The organism is Pseudomonas viciae (genome assembly GCF_004786035.1).
GTDB lineage: Bacteria > Pseudomonadota > Gammaproteobacteria > Pseudomonadales > Pseudomonadaceae > Aquipseudomonas > Aquipseudomonas viciae.
This window is the reverse complement of the sequence record NZ_CP035088.1, coordinates 2,906,298-2,922,855: the sequence shown is the minus strand read 5'-3', so window position 1 is coordinate 2,922,855 and position 16,558 is coordinate 2,906,298. Positions and strand designations below refer to the sequence as shown.

The 16,558-nt window shown below is 62.6% G+C and carries 12 protein-coding genes; 8 read left to right on the top strand and 4 right to left on the bottom strand.

All coding sequences use genetic code 11. From position 1 onward, the window contains the following. Positions 1-5 precede the first annotated feature (5 nt). The 6 genes from treZ to EPZ47_RS13315 all read left to right on the top strand — a co-directional run bounded on the left by treZ (position 6) and on the right by EPZ47_RS13315 (position 10,329). A complete protein-coding gene (gene treZ, locus EPZ47_RS13340) occupies positions 6-1,808 on the top strand; it encodes a malto-oligosyltrehalose trehalohydrolase (protein WP_135845199.1) in 1,803 nt (600 codons plus the stop codon). Further along, positions 1,805-3,883, top strand: coding sequence for a 4-alpha-glucanotransferase (gene malQ, locus EPZ47_RS13335; protein ID WP_135845198.1), 2,079 nt, complete (start codon positions 1,805-1,807; stop codon positions 3,881-3,883). Before treZ ends, malQ begins: the two co-directional genes overlap by 4 nt. After that, the gene (locus tag EPZ47_RS13330; RefSeq protein WP_135845197.1) at positions 3,880-6,666 is read left to right on the top strand and encodes a malto-oligosyltrehalose synthase; all 2,787 of its coding nucleotides are present in this window, start codon (positions 3,880-3,882) and stop codon (positions 6,664-6,666) included. The genes malQ and EPZ47_RS13330 overlap by 4 nt, the downstream gene beginning before the upstream one ends. 20 nt (positions 6,667-6,686) lie before the next feature. Continuing rightward, on the top strand, positions 6,687-7,016 hold the full coding sequence (locus EPZ47_RS13325) for a DUF2934 domain-containing protein (RefSeq protein WP_135845196.1): 330 nt from the start codon (positions 6,687-6,689) through the stop codon (positions 7,014-7,016). 132 nt (positions 7,017-7,148) lie between these two features. Beyond that, positions 7,149-9,308 (top strand): glycogen debranching protein GlgX, encoded by a 2,160-nt coding sequence (glgX, locus tag EPZ47_RS13320; protein WP_135845195.1) that lies wholly within the window; start codon positions 7,149-7,151, stop codon positions 9,306-9,308. A 256-nt stretch (positions 9,309-9,564) separates the two neighbouring features. Beyond that, on the top strand, positions 9,565-10,329 hold the full coding sequence (locus EPZ47_RS13315; RefSeq protein ID WP_135845194.1) for a PIG-L deacetylase family protein: 765 nt from the start codon (positions 9,565-9,567) through the stop codon (positions 10,327-10,329). 59 nt (positions 10,330-10,388) lie between these two features. On the opposite strand, the gene EPZ47_RS13310 is transcribed toward EPZ47_RS13315, so the two are convergent. From EPZ47_RS13310 to EPZ47_RS13295, 4 genes are all read right to left on the bottom strand, one after another. Next, positions 10,389-11,858, bottom strand: a complete 1,470-nt coding sequence (locus tag EPZ47_RS13310; protein ID WP_135845193.1) for an amidase — start codon at positions 11,856-11,858, stop codon at positions 10,389-10,391. A gap of 16 nt (positions 11,859-11,874) precedes the next feature. Next, on the bottom strand, positions 11,875-13,131 hold the full coding sequence (locus EPZ47_RS13305) for an MFS transporter (RefSeq protein WP_135845192.1): 1,257 nt from the start codon (positions 13,129-13,131) through the stop codon (positions 11,875-11,877). A gap of 10 nt (positions 13,132-13,141) precedes the next feature. Then, entirely contained in the window at positions 13,142-14,074 is a 933-nt protein-coding gene (locus EPZ47_RS13300) for a SphA family protein (protein ID WP_135845191.1), read from the bottom strand. A 69-nt stretch (positions 14,075-14,143) separates the two neighbouring features. Continuing rightward, positions 14,144-15,136 carry a helix-turn-helix domain-containing protein gene (locus EPZ47_RS13295; protein WP_135845190.1) on the bottom strand — a complete coding sequence of 331 codons (993 nt, stop codon included), beginning with the start codon at positions 15,134-15,136 and terminating at the stop codon, positions 14,144-14,146. Positions 15,137-15,387: 251 nt separating this feature from the next. Here EPZ47_RS13295 and EPZ47_RS30100 point away from each other — a divergent pair, with 251 nt between their 5' ends. Further along, on the top strand, positions 15,388-15,552 hold the full coding sequence (locus EPZ47_RS30100) for a type 1 glutamine amidotransferase family protein (RefSeq protein ID WP_158296353.1): 165 nt from the start codon (positions 15,388-15,390) through the stop codon (positions 15,550-15,552). Positions 15,553-15,620: 68 nt separating this feature from the next. Further along, positions 15,621-16,532 carry a LysR substrate-binding domain-containing protein gene (locus tag EPZ47_RS13290; RefSeq protein ID WP_135845189.1) on the top strand — a complete coding sequence of 304 codons (912 nt, stop codon included), beginning with the start codon at positions 15,621-15,623 and terminating at the stop codon, positions 16,530-16,532. Positions 16,533-16,558 lie beyond the last annotated feature (26 nt).

The following is a 16,558-nucleotide window of genomic DNA, read 5'->3' as shown; positions in this document are numbered from 1 at the left end:
TAACAATGCCGTCAAGGACGCCTGAAACCTGGACCCATGGCGCGGTCATGCTCGATGCCGAGCACACCCGCTTCGCCCTCTGGGCCCCGGATGCTTTTTTTGTCAGTGTCGAGCTCGACACCGGAGATTCAATACCGCTACTGCCCCAAGCCGACGGCTGGTTCATGATCCAGACCCGTTGCCCCGCCGGCACCCGCTATCGCTACAACATCGACGGCGAACTGGAGGTGCCGGACCCGGCCTCCCGCGCCCAGGCCGGTGACATCGACCGCCACAGCGTAGTGGTCGACCCCCATGCCTACCAATGGCGACACACGAACTGGTGCGGTCGGCCCTGGCACGAAGCAGTGATCTACGAGCTACACGTCGGTGCCCTCGGTGGTTTCGAAGGGGTCGAACAACACCTGGCACGCCTGGCCGGACTGGGCGTGACCGCCATCGAATTGATGCCGCTGGCGCAGTTTCCCGGCGATCGCAACTGGGGTTACGACGGCGTCCTGCCCTATGCGCCCCAGGCCTCCTATGGCACGCCGGAACAGCTCAAGCACCTGATCGACAGCGCCCACGGACATGGGCTGGCGGTGATTGTGGATGTGGTCTACAACCACTTCGGCCCCGACGGCAACTATCTGCACCGCTACGCCAAGGGCTTCTTCCGCGAAGACAAACACACCCCCTGGGGCGCGGCCATTGATTTCCGCCGTCGCGAGGTGCGGGATTTCTTCATCGACAACGCGCTCATGTGGCTGCTGGAGTACCGTTTCGACGGCCTGCGCCTGGATGCCGTGCATGCCATTGAAGATCCGGACTTTCTCCATGAACTGGCGATCAAGGTGCGGCAGCAGATCGACCCGACCCGACATGTCTGGCTGACCGTGGAGAACGAACACAACCAGGCCAGCCTGCTGGAACACAACTACGACGCCCAGTGGAATGACGACGGCCACAACGCCCTGCATGTGTTGCTGACCGGCGAAACCGACGCCTATTACGCCGACTATGCCGAGCAACCGACCGAACAACTGGCGCGCTGTCTCAGCCAGGGTTTCGTCTTCCAGGGCCACACCAATCGCCATGGGGAGGTCCGTGGCGAACCCAGCGGTCACCTGCCACCCAGCGCGTTTGTGCTGTTCCTGCAAAACCACGATCAGATCGGCAACCGTGCCTTGGGGGAGCGCCTGCATCAACTGGCCCCACCCCAGGCGCTGCACGCGGCGATCGCCTTGTTGCTGTTATCGCCCATGATTCCGTTGCTGTTCATGGGCGATGAAGTGGCCGCCGAAAACCCGTTCCTGTTTTTCACCAGCCATCACGGCGAATTGGCAGAGCTGGTGCGTGAAGGCCGGCGCAACGAATTCGCGGCCTTCAGCGCCTTCGCCGATCCGCAAAAGCGCGAGCGGATTCCCGACCCCAATGAGGCCAGCACCTTCGAAACCTCGCGCCCGGCGTTCGAAGCGCAGCATCCCCACCAGCACGCCACCGAGGCGCTGTACCGCCAGCTGTTGAAGATTCGCCGCGAGGAGATCGTTCCACGCCTGCCTGGTGCCCAGGCCCTGGGGGCCGATGTGCTGGGCGACGGCGCGATCAGCGCACGCTGGCGGCTGGGAGATGGCAGCGTATTACGCATTGACCTGAACCTCAGCGAGCAGTCCGTCGAGCATACCGCCCCCGAAGAAGCGCGCATTCTTTTCGAACATCCGCAGCAGACCATGGGTCTGTTGCAACAGGGCGCCCTTGCGCCCTACAGCGCGCTGGTCAGTCTGACGCAAGCGGCAAACTTGCCCAACATCACTGGAGAGCGCCTATGAGCGATGCGCAACTTGAAATTCTCGCCAGTCGAGCGGGCCTTGCAGTGGACTGGATCGACGCTAACGGCCGGGCGCAAAAAGTCTCGCCTGCCGTGTTGCGTTCGGTCCTCACCGGCCTGGGCCATCCAGCCGGTAGTGCCCAGGAAATCGATGCCAGCCTGCAGCAACTGCAACAGGATCAGCAAAATCATCAACTGCCCCCGTTGATCACCGCCGACGCCGGGGTCAGTGTGGACTTGAGCCGCTATTTTGCAGGCGAAACACCCTGCGAAATCAAACTGGAGGACGGCGCGACACTGAACCTGAAACTGGATGCCGATGCCAAGCTGCCCGGGATAGTCCCGGTGGGGTATCAGCACGTCGCCATCGAGGACCAGCGTTTCACCCTGGCCGTCGCGCCGGCCCGTTGCTACAGCGTCGCCGATGCGGTGGACGACCCGACGCCACGGGCCTGGGGCCTGAGCGCGCAGTTGTATGCGCTGCGGCGTCCTGGCGACGGCGGTTTCGGCGACACCCAGGCCTTGGAAGAACTGGCACGGGTGGCCGGCGAACGCGGTGCCGATGCCATCGCCATCAGCCCGATGCACGCGATGTTCAGCAGCAATACGGGAAGCTACAGCCCTTACTCACCGTCCAGCCGACTGTTCCTCAACAGCCTGTACGCAGCACCCGGCACCATCCTCGGTGAACGCGCCCTGCGCACGGCCATCGACGCCACTGGCTTGACCAATCAACTGCGCCACCTCGAAGAGCAACCCCTGGTCGATTGGCCGGTGGCTGCCGAAGCCAAACACAAAATCCTGCGCGCCCTGTACGACGGTTTCAGCCAGGGCGAGCATCCGCTGCATGAAGATTTCAGCAGCTTCCGCCACACCAGCGGCGAAGCTTTGGAAAACCACTGCCGCTTCGAAGCCTTGCAAGCCGAACGCGCAGCCCGGGGAGAAAGCCTGGACTGGCGCCACTGGCCCGAAGAATGGCGTAACCCACGAAGCCCGGCGCTGACGCATTTTGCCGAAGAAAATGCTGACGAGATTGGCTACTACGCCTTTTGCCAATGGCTGATCGCCCGCTGCCTGGAGCGCGCCCAGAGCGCGGCCAAATCCAGTGGCATGGGCATCGGCCTGATCGCCGACCTGGCGGTGGGCGCCGATGGCGGCGGCAGCCAGGCCTGGAGCCGGCAGGATGAACTGCTCGCTTCGCTGACCGTGGGCGCGCCGCCGGACATTCTCAACCGTTCCGGCCAAGGCTGGGGGATCTCCGCGTTTTCCCCGGAAGGCCTGGTCCGCAATGGTTTTCGTGCGTTCATTGAAATGCTGCGGGCCAACTTTGCCCATGCTGGCGGCTTGCGCATCGACCACGTCATGGGGCTGCAACGACTGTGGGTGATTCCTAACGACGCCCCGCCTTCCGATGGCGCCTACCTGTATTACCCGCTGGACGACCTGCTGCGCCTGCTGGCACTGGAATCGCACCGTCACCAGGCCATCGTGCTGGGCGAAGACCTCGGCACCGTGCCGGACGGCCTGCGGGAGAAGCTCAGCGCCCGGTCAATCCTGGGCATGCGCGTGCTGTTGTTCGAACAGGACAACACCCACTTCAAACCGATTCTCGACTGGCCGGACAACGCCCTGGCGACCACCAGCACCCACGATCTGCCAACCCTCAACGGCTGGTGGCATGGTCATGATATCGACTGGAACGCCCGGCTGGACCTGATCGATTCCCACACTGAAATGGACTGGCGCAAACACCGCGAACGCGAACGCGAAGGCCTGCGCAACGTATTGAACCAGGACCCGCAGAACTTTCGCGAAGAACACCTCGAAACCGACCAGGTGCTGGATGCCAGCGTGCGTTTCCTCGGCCACACCCGCGCGCCACTGGTGTTGCTGCCGATCGAGGATGCCCTGGGCATCGACGAGCAGGCCAACCTGCCCGGCACCACCGACACCCACCCGAATTGGCGCCGCCGCCTGGCCCACGAAAGCCAGGCGTTGCTGGATGCCCCGGACGCCGCCCGGCGTCTGGAAATACTCGCCTGCGCACGACTTCAGGCGAACGAGCGTGACCGATGAAACCGACGTTGATGCAACCGCTGCGGGCGACACTTCGCCTGCAGTTTCATAAAGACTTCACCCTGGACGATGCCGTACCGCAGGTGCCGTACTTCGCGTCTCTGGGCATCAGCCACATCTATGCCTCTCCGTTGCTCAAGGCCCGTGCCGGCTCCATGCATGGCTACGACGTGGTCGACCCGACCGTGGTCAACCCGGAGCTGGGCGGTGAAACCGCGCTCAGACGCCTGGTCGCGACCTTGCGTGAACACGGGATGGGGCTGATCCTCGACATCGTCTCCAACCACATGGCCGTCGGCGGCAACGACAACCCCTGGTGGCTGGACCTGCTGGAATGGGGGCGCTTGAGCCCCTATGGCGAGTTCTTCGATATCCAGTGGCACTCCCCTGACCCGCTGATGGAAGGTCAGTTGCTGCTCCCGTTCCTGGGCAGTGACTACGGCGTGGCGTTGCAGGAAGGCACGCTGAACCTGCGTTTCGATGCCACCCAAGGCAGCTTCTACGTCGAGCATTACGAGCATCACTTCCCTATCTGCCCGATGCAGTACGGCGAGCTACTCAAGCCCGCCGAAACCCTGCCATCGGAACAGGCTGAATCGCTCAAGGCCCTGGCCGAGCGCTTCACCACATTGAACTACCAGACCAACGCCCACAGCCTCGCCCGTCCGCTGCAAGCAGAGCTGCGGGACCTGGCCACGCAACCGGGCATCCTGGCCGCCATCGAGGACAACCTCAGCGGCTACGATTCCCTGGCGCCTGAGGGGTTCGAACGCCTGCATCAACTGCTGGAGCGGCAAAGCTACCGCCTCGCCAGCTGGCGCACCGCGGCGGACGACATCAACTGGCGGCGCTTTTTCGATGTCAACGAACTGGGCGGGCTGCGAGTCGAACGGCCGACCGTGTTCGAAGCCACCCATGCAAAGATTTTTGAACTGATCGGCGAAGGGTTGGTGGACGGGCTGCGTATCGACCATATCGATGGGCTTGCCGATCCACGTGGTTACTGCCGCAAATTGCGCAGACGCGTCGATTCGCTTTCGCCGTCGCGGCACCTGCCGATTTTCATCGAGAAGATCCTCGGCGATGGGGAGACCTTGCGCCAGGACTGGAACATCGACGGCAGCACCGGCTACGAGTTCATGAACCAGATCTCGCTGCTGCAACATGACCCAGCCGGTGCCGCCCCCCTCGCCGAGTTCTGGAGCCGCCATAGCGAGCGGCCAGCGCAGTTCATCGAAGAAGCCCGCCTGGCCCGCCAGCAGATTCTCAACGGCTCCCTGGCCGGCGACTTCGAAAGTGTCGCCCAGGCCCTGCTGCAAGTGGCCCGGGACGATGTGATGACCCGCGACCTGACCCTGGGGGCGATTCGTCGGGCCTTGCAGGAGCTGATCGTGCATTTCCCGGTGTACCGCACCTATATCAATCCGTTGGGCCGCTGCGCCGAGGACGAGGTGTTTTTCAACCAGGCCCTTGAAGGCGCCCGGCAAACCCTCAGCGAAGCCGATTGGCCGGTACTTGATTGCCTGGCCGGCTGGCTCGGCGGCATGCCCTGGCGGCAACGACCACGGGGGAGCCAGCGCAAACGTCTGCGCCATGCCTGCGTGCGTTTCCAGCAACTGACCTCGCCGGCGGCCGCCAAAGCCGTGGAGGATACGGCGCTCTATCGCTCGGCGGTGCTGTTGTCGCGTAACGACGTGGGCTACAACACCGAACAGTTCAGTGCCCCGCCGCAAGCGTTCCACAACGCCTGCGCTCAGCGGCTGGAACACTTTCCTGACAACCTGATGACCACCGCCACCCACGACCACAAGCGCGGCGAAGACACCCGTGCCCGGTTGGCGATCATCAGCGAGCGCGCCGACTGGTACACCGCCTGTATCGAGCAATGGCGCATTCTCTCGCCTTCGCTGCACAGCGATCCGGCGGCGCCTTCGGCCGGCGATGAACTGATTCTCTACCAGGCGCTGCTCGGAAGCTGGCCGCTGAACCTCGACCTGCGGGACCACAAGGCCCTGGCCGAGTACAACGAGCGCCTGTGGCAGTGGCAACGCAAGGCCCTGCGTGAAGCCAAACTGCAAAGTAGCTGGGCGGCGGTCAATGACGCCTATGAGCAGGCGACCCAGATGTTCCTCGAACGCTTGTTGCTGGGCGATGAGGGACTGCCGTTGCGCAGTGCCATCGCCGAGGCGGTCCAGGCCATTGCCGCAGCGGGCGCCCTCAACAGCTTGGCGCAGACTTTGCTGCGCATGACCGTACCCGGTGTGCCGGATCTGTATCAGGGCAACGAATTCTGGGATTTCAGCCTGGTGGATCCGGACAACCGCCGGCCGGTGGATTTCCAGGCGCGCCGTGAGGCGATGCACGCCGACAACACTCCGGCAACGCTGATACGCGACTGGCGCGACGGCCGGGTCAAGCAGGCATTGATCGCCAGGACCTTGGCCATGCGGGCCGAACACCCGCAGCTGTTTCACCAAGGCCGCTATCAGCCGCTGCAGGTAGTCGGCGAACACGCCCACCGGGTGCTGGCGTTCATGCGTGAGTACGAGCAACAACGGGCAATCATAGTGGTACCGATCCACGCAGCCCGTCTGCTGGAAAACAGTGCCGTACCACAGGTTGCTGCATCGGACTGGGGCGATACCCGCGTGTCGCTGCCATTTGCCGCCGGGGATGAAAAACTGAAGGGACTTTTTTCAAGCACGGCAGTCACACCCCAAAGGGAGCTGATGGTCAGCGCCGCGCTGGGGGATTTCCCGGTCAATGTTTTTATCCAACCTTGAGTTCAGTCAGGAGCACCGCGATGAGTACCGACGATAAACGCATTCGTGAATTCGCCTATCAAATCTGGGAATCCGAGGGTAAGCCGACAGGGCACGAAAAACGTCACTGGGAGATGGCCCGCAAACTGGCCGAAGCCGAAGCCCTGGCGCCAAGCAAACCGACCAAGGCTGCGGGAAAGCCCGCAGTTGCCAAGGCCGACGGCGCCAAGCCTGCCGCAGCCAAAAGCACCGCTGCCAAGGCCGCGCCAAAAAGCACAGCCAAGGCCAAGCCTGCGGCAGCGGCGGTCACACCCGCTGAAAAACCTGCCAACAAGAAGCCACGGGCGGCACGCAAGCCGCCGGCGAGTTGATTTCCCCCTCACTGATCTCAAGCAAACAGCTCTTTGTGGCGAGGGGATTTATCCCTTCGCCACAGGGTTCATCGCACAACCACCCGTCTTAACTTGAACAGCATTGCGTATCTGTCTTTTGCAGGAGCAACTATGACCCGTCCAAACAAAACCACGCCGCCGCCCGTTATCGAGGCTTCGCGGATTCGTGAAGGGCTGCCTTTTCCGCTCGGTGCAACCTGGGATGGCCTCGGGGTCAATTTCGCGCTGTTCTCAGCCAACGCCACCAAAGTTGAACTGTGTATTTTCGATGATGCCGGCGAGGTCGAACTCGAACGCATCGAGCTGCCGGAATACACCGACGAGATCTACCACGGCTACCTGCCCGACGCCCACCCTGGGATGATCTACGGCTATCGGGTCTATGGCGCTTACGACCCGGAGAATGGCCATCGTTTCAACCCCAACAAGTTGCTGATCGACCCTTACGCCAAACAATTGGTCGGTCAGTTGAAGTGGTCCGAAGCACTGTTCGGCTACACCATCGGGCACCCCGACGGCGACCTCAGTTTCGATGAGCGCGACAGCGCGCCGTTCGTGCCCAAATGCAAAGTCATCGACCCGGCCCATACCTGGGGCAATGACCAGCGTGTCAGTGTGCCCTGGGACAAGACCATCCTGTATGAAACCCATGTTCGCGGCATCAGCATGCGTCATCCCTCGGTTCCCGAGAATGTGCGCGGTACCTTCGCCGGACTGATGGTCGACGACGTGCTGGAGCACATCCGCAAGCTGGGTGTTTCATCGGTGGAGCTGCTGCCAGTCCATGCGTTCGTCAATGACCAGCATCTGCTGCACAAAGGCATGACCAACTACTGGGGCTACAACAGTATTGCCTTCTTCGCCCCGGACCCGCGTTACCTGGCCAGCGGCAAAATCGCCGAGTTCAAGGAAATGGTCGCGCACCTGCACGAGGCCAACCTGGAGGTCATCCTCGACGTGGTCTACAACCACACTGCCGAAGGCAATGAACAGGGCCCGACCCTGTCCATGCGCGGCATCGACAACGCGTCGTACTACCGGCTGATGCCCGATGACAAACGCTATTACATCAACGACTCCGGCACCGGCAACACCCTGGACCTGAGCCACCCGTGCGTATTGCAGATGGTCACCGACTCCCTGCGCTACTGGGCCACGGAGATGCATGTCGACGGTTTCCGCTTCGACCTGGCGACGATTCTGGGCCGATACCATGACGGCTTCGACGAGCGTCACAGCTTCCTCGTCGCCTGCCGCCAGGATCCGGTGCTGCGCCAGGTGAAAATGATTGCCGAGCCCTGGGACTGCGGCCCCGGTGGCTATCAGGTGGGGGGCTTCCCACCGGGCTGGGTGGAGTGGAACGACAAATTCCGCGACACCGTGCGCGCATTCTGGAAAGGCGACGACGGCCAACTTGCCGATTTCGCCAGCCGCATGACCGCCTCGGGCGAAATGTTCAACCAGCGGGGTCGGCGCCCTTACGCCTCGGTGAATTTCGTGACCGCCCATGACGGGTTTACCCTCAATGACCTGGTCTCGTACAACGACAAGCACAACGAAGCCAACGACGAAAACAACCAGGACGGCAGCAACAACAACCTGTCCTGGAACCACGGTGTCGAAGGCCCTACCGACGATCCGGCGATCAACGCGCTGCGCCATCGGCAGATGCGCAACTTCTTCGCCACCTTGCTGCTGGCCCAAGGCACCCCGATGCTCGTCGCCGGGGACGAGTTCGCCCGCACCCAGCACGGCAACAACAATGCCTATTGCCAGGACAGTGAGATTGGTTGGGTCAACTGGGACCTGAGCGAGGAAGGTGCGGCGCTGCTCAAATTCGTCAAGCGCCTGATCAAACTGCGCCTGGCCTATCCGATCCTGCGGCGCGGACGGTTCCTGGTGGGCAATTACAACGAGGACATCGGCGTCAAGGACGTCACCTGGCTGGCCCCGGACGGCAGCGAGATGACCACCGAGCAATGGCACGACGGTCACGGTCGTTGCCTGGGCATGTTGATGGACGGGCGCGCCCAGGAAACCGGCATCCGGCGCAAGGGCGCCGACGCGACGTTGCTGCTGGTGGTCAATGCCCACCATGACATCGTCAACTTCCTCTTGCCGGAAGTCCCCGAAGGCAGTTTCTGGACCTGCATGGTCGACACCAACCAGCCGGCGGTACGTGGCCAGGAGCGGTTCGATTTCAATTCCGAGTACTCCGTCACCGGACGCTCGCTGCTGCTGTTCGAACTGCAACGCGAGGACGATGAGTAAATTCCCGCGATAAACGGTTGCTGAAGATGAAGATCCGCAGGGACGCGGTTCTTCGAAGCAGGGCAACTCAGTTCGCAGAAAAAAATACAGTTCAGGTACACATGTGACGCGACGAATCAGCCGACATGAGCAATACTTCGTGTGCGGGCGACTCCAGGATCAGGAGCACCGCAGATCGCAGTCTGGCCCTCAAGGCCTGATCGGGCAGTAGGTCCGGTGCATGACTCAAAGATTGAATTCAACAAGGACGTCCCTCATGAAACCCGCCTCTCGCTTGCAAGGTCGGCATCATCCGCAAATATGGAACAGTGCCCCGCAACTGGCCGACATTCCCATCATCAGCACCCAGACACTCATCCCGGCCGGCGCCCGCGCGGTCATCCTCGCCCCGCATCCGGGCGATGAGGTCGGGGCCTGCGGCGGATTGCTCCAGTTGCTGAGCAACCTGGACCAGCCCATGTTGTTGATTTCGGTGACTGACGGTAGCCATGGCCATCCCAGTTCGCCCTTGTGGAGCGATGAGCGCCTGCGTACGCACCGCCCTCACCCCCAGGAAAGCGTGGACGCCCTGCATCGCCTGGGCGTACCGACCCATGGCCTGCAATGGGTGCGCGGCGGCTTCCCGGAAAAGACCCTGGTCGAACACGAGGCCCAAGTGGCCGCCTTCATTGGTCAATATCTACGGCCCGGTGACGTGGTGTTCAGCACATGGCGCAAGGACGGCGACGCCGACCACGAAACAGTCGGCCGCGCCGGTGCCCTGGCGGCTGAGAACATCGGGGCAGTATTTAACGAACTGCCAGTGTGGGCCTGGCACTGGCCGGTCCGCGAGCAGAACAAAATACCCTGGCACCGGGCACGCAAACTGCGCCTCGATGTCTGGACCACCGCCCGCAAGCGCCACGCGATGCACGCCTACGCCAGCCAGCTCAACGGCGAACCCGCCAGCGGTATCTCACCGCTGGTACCGCGGGTCATCCTTGATCGTATGGGCATGCCGTACGAGATCGTTTTTATCTGAACGTGGGTGTTTCCACACACCCCTGTGGGAGCGGGCTTGCTCGCGAAGCGGACTGTCAATCAACGTTGATGTTGTGGGCGACAGGCGTTTACCGGCGGTACCCGGCCGCGCCACGGTTGGGCGCGTTCCAGTTGTGCGGCCAGGGCCAGCAAGGTGCTTTCCTCGCCGAAGCGAGCAGCGAAGTGCGCCCCCATCGGCAGGCCGTTGGCACTCCAGGACAACGGTACCGACATCGCCGGCTGACCACTGGCATTGAACAGCGCGGTGAACGGCGAGTAGCTGTGGTAGCGCTCCAGCAGTTGATCGAGGCTCATGCACACATCCTCAACGTCCAGTTCGCCAATCGGCATCGGTTCCCGAGTCAGGACCGGGGTCAGGATCAGATCATAATCCTGCATGAACATCGCCAGTTGCCGGCCCAGGGCATGAATCCACCCCACGGCGGCCGCGTACTGGGCGCCGCTGACATTGCCCTTGTCCCGCAGGATGATCCGGGTACGTACTTCCAATTCCTCGGCCTGCACGGTAAACCCACGCATCTGACCCAGCAGATCAACATAGTGCCGCGTGCTTGCACCGATGATGGTAAAGACCTGATCCAGAAACTCCGGCAGCACCACCGGCAGGCTGACCGGTTCGACACGATGGCCCAGGGATTCGCACAACCGCGCAGCCTCGCCCACGGCCTGAAGGCTCTGCGGCGACGTAGGCCAAGGGCCGAGCTGCTCGACCAGGGCAATGCGCAACGGTTTAGGATCACGTTGCACCGCCATCACATAAGGCAACGCCTGGACCGGCGCCGCATACGGCGCGCCAAGATCCATCCCGGCGGTGGCATCGAGCAGCGCGGCACTGTCGCGCACCGACAAGGTGATCGCATGAGGCGTGCCCATCCCGGCCCAGCCCTCTCCCACCATTGGCCCCGACGGCAGCAGGCCACGGCTGGGCTTGAGCCCGAACACGCCACAGCAGGACGCCGGCACCCGCAATGAACCACCGCCATCGTTGCCATGGGCGAACGGCACCACCCGGGCCGCCACCAGCGCCGCCGCGCCACCGCTGGAACCGCCGGCGCTGTGGTCGATGCTCCATGGGTTGCGCGTGGCGCCAAAGCGCGAGGATTCGGTGGAGTACGACGTGCCGAATTCCGGCGAGGTGCTGGTGCCCACGATCTGGCACCCCGCACGCCGCAAACGCGTCACGATTTCCGCTTCGAAGTCCGCACGACAATCGCCTAAAGAGCGCGAGCCGTTGGTCATCGCCGCACCGTTGACCGGTGAGAACAGGTCTTTGATCAAGGTCGGCACGCCGGCCAGCAGGCCTTGCCCCGCCTGGGTCGTGTGCGCCGCCTCCCGTGCCGACGCGTACAACCGCTCGGCCACGGCATTGATCTGCGGCTCGACCCGTTCAAGGCGCTCGATGGCTGCCTCAAGCAGTTCGCCGGGCAGCACTTCGCCGCGCCTGACCCACTCGGCCAGCCCTGTGGCGTCTTCATTGTCCATCAAGTGGTGGATGTCTTGCATAGCCATGCTTCAGGCTCCTATTTCATGACGATTGACGTGATCCGACGGGGGCCGCCTGGCCGTGGGTTCGCGCTCGCAGGCCGACGATCACCCAGAGCAACGCGGCGATAAAACTGACAAGCGCCAACCACTGGATGGCATGACGAAGGTCACCGGCAAAGGCGCCCACGAAAGCCACCACCAGCGGACTGACAAACTGGCCGATGTACAGGCACGAAGTGAACCCGCCCAGGCCCCGGCCACGGGTGGTGGCGGTCAAGGCATTCATCACCGGCGCCATCACGTTGGGCACCAGCAACCCGGCGCCCAGGCCTTGGATGAACGCGGCCACCAGTACTGCGTTGTAGCTCTGGCTGCGCATCAGCAACCACATCCCGATGCCCATCAGGCCCAGCAACAAGGCGTTGCAACCGGCGATGCCAAGACGACGCCGCAACAAGGGCCACATCAGCGAACCGACCAAGGTCGCCAGCAGGCTCAGTCCTGCCGCCAGACCGATCATGGTGCTGGAGGTGATCCCCAGGCTGACCAGCAGCATCGGTGCCTGGATCGGCATGACGAAGGTCAGGATCATGCCCCCCAGGATCATCAGGTAGCCGACCACCAGCTGCGGCACCGCGACCTTGGTCAGGCCCACCTCATCGGCTCGCGGCTCGACCGTTTTCCGCTTCACCAGCGTCGGTTCCCACAGCACGTTCACCATCGCCGGCACCAGCAGCAACGGCAGCAAGTACAGAAGGAACGGCGAACGCCACGAATGCTCCCCAAGCGCCCCGCCCACCACAAAGAACAGCGCCCCGACCAGACCGATGGTGACTACCTGTCGGTTGACGTAGCGCATGCGCTCCTCGCCGTGCCAATAGTCAGCGATCAGGGTCGCGCAGCAGGTCATCACCGCCGCTTCGGCGCAACCGAATAACAGCCGCGCGCCGACAATCGAAGGCAAGTTATCGAGGATGGCTGGCAAGGCCCCGAGCAAGGCGTAGAGCAGCGTGGCGATCACCAGCAGGACCTTGCGTCCGACCCGGTCGGCCAGCCAACCGGCCAACGGCGCGCACAACGCAATCGCCAGGGCCGGGCCGGTGATCGCCAACGGCACCAGCAGATCGGCACGAGGTTCCATGGGGCCGAATTCGGCGCCCAATCGAGGCAGGATAGGCGCGACCATCGTCGAGCCCATGATGGTCAGGCTGCTGCCCAGCATCAGCACCAACCCTTCACGACGACCGGCCTGTCGCGACGACGCCGCGGCCGTTGAAACGGAACTTGATTGGTTCATGGCGAGCCCCTTAGAAACTTTGAGAGATACGCAGCGCCGCGGTGTAGCCTTCGGCGCGGTTTCGCGCATCGAGCTCCTTGTAGACGTGCAGCCAGACCGGCGGTATGCCGGGTTTGAAGTAGCTCACCGCCGGCCCGACAGCCAGCACTCGGGCGCGATTGCCCGCCTCCAGGCCTGGCGCATCGTCATCGGTGAACTGCCGGTAGTAATACCCGCCCACACCCACGGTCCACGGCCCGACGTGCTGGCCCACGGCGAATTCGTGGCGGTATTCGACACCGTTCTTGTAGTCGGTGGCCTGGTTGCGCGTATTGATGTCGGCTTCGAAGCTTGAAGAGACTTCAAAGCCGCTGTCGGAGATGTAAGTCGCGTTGAGAATCGGCGAAAAGGTCCAGTGATTGAGCCCCGGCGAGATCAGCCGATTCTTGTCGTAGTCACCGGTCGGTGCCTGGATCTGGAACTGGGCATTGACGAACAGGTTCGGCGAAAGGGTCCACTGCAGGATCACCGGCAGCACCTGGATGTCGGCCATGCGAAACGGATCGGCCGCAAGATCCAACGGGCCAACAGGCGTCTGCACCTGCACCGAGGCATCCATCTGGAAGAACGGCACCACGGTGCCGAAGCCGTACTTGGCGCCCAGCACGGTGTAATCGGTCATGCGCATATAGGCAACGCCGATGGACAAGACATCCAGGGAGAAATTGTTGTCCAGCGATTTGCCGTGGCGATCTTTCTGCACGTTGGCTGAATAGAAGGCGGTTCGCAGGCCGACGGTCCCGAAAGGCGTGGCCGGGGGCATCATGCCCGCGCCGAAATCGTAGACCCCGACCGCCGTGGTCGGCGCGCCGTTTTCGGTGCCATGGGCTGCGGTACAGAGACCGATCAGCCCCAGGGTCAGCCACGTACAGTGCCAGACGTTGATTTTTTTATTTTGGTACATCGAATGCCCCTCCGACCATGTGGTGTTGGGGTCATCCTAGGGAGCCGGCTCGTCAGCGGTTATCCGTTTTCAGCACAGTTGAGTGCGGCGCAGGGTTTGTGACGGGGTTTCGCCAAACAGGATCCGATAGTCACTGGAAAACCGGCTCAAATGCCAGAACCCCCAGCGTGCAGCGACCTCCTGTACCCCCAGCGCCTGATCGCCACTGCGCAGTTCACGGCGCACGGCATTGAGGCGCAATGCCCGCAAATAGGCCACCGGGTTGATGCCCAGGGTCTCCTGGAAGCAATACTGCAATTTGCGCCGGCTGGCACCGATGTGGTTGCACAGGTCGAGGATCGACAGCGGTTCGTCGACGTGGGCCAGGGCGTACTCCCGCGCCCGGTCGACCATGCGCTTGCGTGCCGTAGGGTTGAGCGGCGGCGCCTCATCCGGCGCCACCAGCTCCAGCATATGCAGCATTACCGTATCGCGCAGGCCACGGCGGATCGACTCGTAACCAAGCAACGAGTCGCGCCCCTGCTCGCCCCCTTCGAGTTCATCGAACAGCGCCGCCAGTTCAACTGGCAGCGTCGAGTCGCCGAGGCGGTAACACTTGGGAAGATCGGTAATTCGAAAACGACTGCCCTGGCGCTCCAGCAGATGTTCCAGTGCCTGCTCTTCCACCGCGACCCCGAGCAGGTCCAGATGCTGGGGCGTGCGCAAATCAGGCAGGTTCTGCCCGCGGGCGACCAGCAGGCTGGGCTCGGTAATCGGATGCCCGGCGCAAAACACCGGTCCATCGGCACTCAACGGCACGCTGAACGTAATGGCGCCCTCCCAAGCCATGCCTCGCTTGGTCAGGGCCTGATTAGAGCGGTCACGCACCAGTTGCATCCAGTCGCAGCGAAATTCGATCAGTTCACCTTCGAAGCGTCCGGGGGTCAACTGGTCATAGCTCACCTGCCAGCCGCCCATGTTGCGCGCGTGCTCGTCGATGTCGGCGGTGCGGAACCGATTGATCGGCTGCGCCGGCAACACGCTTGCCAAGACAAGTGGTTGCGCCATGTTGTCGTTGTTCATTGACCCGACCTTTGATGATTCCAGGGCTTATGGATCAAAGGTCAGGCAAGTTCCATTCCGCCTCGCAAGCGGGTTATTCAATTGTGCCGAAAACGGATAGTCAGCCCGGACTCAGTTGCCAGCGGGTAACGACAGGATTAAACCAACCTCTGCACACCGAAGCGCTACGATAACGCCCTGTTGCAATCCCCTTCCCCTGCCCTCTGATGAACTCGAAACCGCGCACGCGGATGTTCCTGGCGTAGCCGCGAATGGGCTTGCTGGACTTGACCATGTGCGACCTGCTCAAGAGTGGTTCTCCGTCGGTTGAAGTGGACCTCGAAGCGATCTTCATCCAGCTGGGCAACGTGTGGACCTCGGCAGGTGTCCACCAACAAGCCAGCCTGAATATCGTCAATGCCCAGCAAAATCCGTAGCAATGCTCACCCTATGTACCAGCGGCACGCGGTAAGGTAGGCGAAAACCATCCGGATCGAGGTGTGCCGTGGCGTCCTATTCCCTGCGTCAGCTGAAGTATTTCGTCACCACCGTCGAGTGTGGCAGCGTCGCTGAAGCATCCCGCAAGCTGTACATCGCCCAGCCGTCGATTGCCACGGCCGTCAAGGGACTGGAGGACAGCTTCGGCGTGCAACTGCTTATCCGCCATCACGCCCAAGGCGTGTCGCTGACCCCGGGCGGTGCGCGTTTCTACCGCAAGGCCCAGGAGCTGTTGCGCATGGCCCGGGAGTTCGAGCAGAACGCGCTGGCCGATAACGATGTGGTCAGCGGCCAGATCGACATCGGCTGCTTTGAAACGGTCGCCCCGCTTTACCTGCCACGGCTGATCGCCGGTTTCCGTGAGCGCTTTCCCGGGGTGGAGATCCGCGTGCAGGATGGCGAGCAGCAGGAGCTGGTGCAAGGCTTGACGGGTGGGCGTTTCGACTTGGCGATTTTCTATGAGCACGACCTGGACAGCACCATCGAGACCGAAGCGTTGACCGCCCCACAGCGACCCTACGCATTGTTGCCGGCGGGGCATCGTTTTGCCAATCAGGCGCAAGTGTCGCTGCGCGACCTGGCGCTGGAGCCGATGATCCTGCTGGACGTGCAGCCCAGCCGGACTTATTTCGTGAGCATCTTCGAGGAGTTGGGCCTGACCCCGAACATCGTGTTCAGCTCACCGTCCATCGAGATGGTGCGTGGCATGGTCGGCCAGGCGTTCGGCTTTGCGGTGCTGGTGACCCGACCGCACTCCACCTGCACCTACGATGGGCAGCAAGTGGTCTGCGTCAACATCGCCGAAGACGTGACCGGCTCGGCGTTGGTGGCCGGATGGCTCAAACGCGCACACCTGACCAAACCGGCGCAGTTGTTCGTGGATTACTGCAAGGAACAATTCCAGCAATGGCTGGGATGAGATTTCCAGGACCACCGGATAGTCCG